The 1,315-nt window shown below is 73.6% G+C and carries 1 protein-coding gene and 1 pseudogene; one reads left to right on the forward strand and one right to left on the reverse strand.

The genetic code is table 11. The features are described from left to right. Positions 1–351: pseudogene (locus CH341_RS31315) on the reverse strand (glycosyl transferase); the annotation flags it as partial. 388 nt (positions 352–739) lie between these two features. On the opposite strand from CH341_RS31315, the gene CH341_RS31320 reads away from it, so the two are divergent. Then, positions 740–1,315 (forward strand): transporter substrate-binding domain-containing protein (locus tag CH341_RS31320; protein ID WP_425376228.1); only part of this gene is annotated, 576 nt, incomplete at its 3' end.

Raw genomic sequence — 1,315 nt, forward strand, 5'->3', positions numbered from 1 at the left:
GGCGAGCTCGACCAGACGCCGCACGGCGGCGCCCTGCGGGACGACGACGGTCTCACGGCCGAGCTTCCCCTCGACCGGGACGAGGCCGGCCGCGGCGGCGTCGATCAGCGCGTCGTCGGAGAGCGGGCAGTCGCTGCGCGGCCGGTCGTCGAGCGGCTCGAAAGGCACGAAGATCCGGCGGGCGAGGGCGCGACAGTACTCCTCCTCGCCGATCAGCCCGGCGGCGACCAGGACACGGTCGGCCGTCACCCCGAGGGTGCGGGCGCGCTCCTGGGCGAAGCCGATCACGGCGGGCGGCAGCCGGTCCCGCACGCAGTCGAGCTCCGGGCAGGCGTCGACGCCGCGCCGCACGGAACTCTCCGCCGCCGTCCGGGAGCTGCCCCGGGCCGGCACCGGAAGGCTCGCGGGTGTCAATCCCGAAACAGGGCCTCCGGGCGGACTCGCCAAGCTCCGGCGCCCATGCTCCGGGCTCGCACCGGTCCGTCCGCTCCAAAAGCTCCCCTCCCGCGGCCGCGGGCTGTCGCCGCGATCGAGCATCATGCCTCCGAAACCGGCCCCCGCCGGGACGCACTTCGCCGCTGCTCCGGCCGCGGACTTCGTCTATAAGGGCGCGGCGCCGAGCACGGCGCGCGAGACCCCGGACGGCCGGATGCCCCGCCAGACTAGCCTAGACACGCGTCGGTTGCGAATCTTTGCGTGCGCGCCCCGTAGGGCGCTCGCACGGATTGCTGTCGCCCTCGTGGCCCCCCTCGGCCTCGGCGGCCCGCTCGGGTCGGTCGCGTCCGGGCCGGCGCTGGCCCAGTCGGCCTCGCCGGGCCTGCCGATCCCGGGTTTCTGGGACCCCAAGCGGCGGCCCGAGCGGCCGGATTTACGCCTCACCCTGATCCGCTTCATGAGCGAGGTGGACTACCCGCCGTTCAATTATGCGGGGCCCGACGGCAACCCGGCCGGCTTCAATGTCGACCTGGCCCGCGCCATCTGCGACGAGCTGAAGGTCGCCTGCACGGTGCAGATGCGCCGCTTCGACACCCTGATCGACTCGCTCGCCGAGAACCGCGGCGACGCCGCCATCGCCTCGATCTCCGTGTCGGCCGAGACCCGCAAGAAGGTCGACTTCTCGGATCCCTACTACCGGCCGGTCGCCCGCTTCGCGGCGAAGCGCAATGCCGGGCTCGACACGGTGCTGCCCGAGCGCGTCGAGGGCAAGAAGATCGCGGTCGTCGCCGGGACGGCGCACGAGGCCTATCTGCGGGCGCTGTTCACCGAGGCCGAGCTCAAGCCCTATTCGACCCCGGAGGAGGCCCGGGCCGCCCTC

The organism is Rhodoplanes roseus (genome assembly GCF_003258865.1).
Classification (GTDB): domain Bacteria; phylum Pseudomonadota; class Alphaproteobacteria; order Rhizobiales; family Xanthobacteraceae; genus Rhodoplanes; species Rhodoplanes roseus.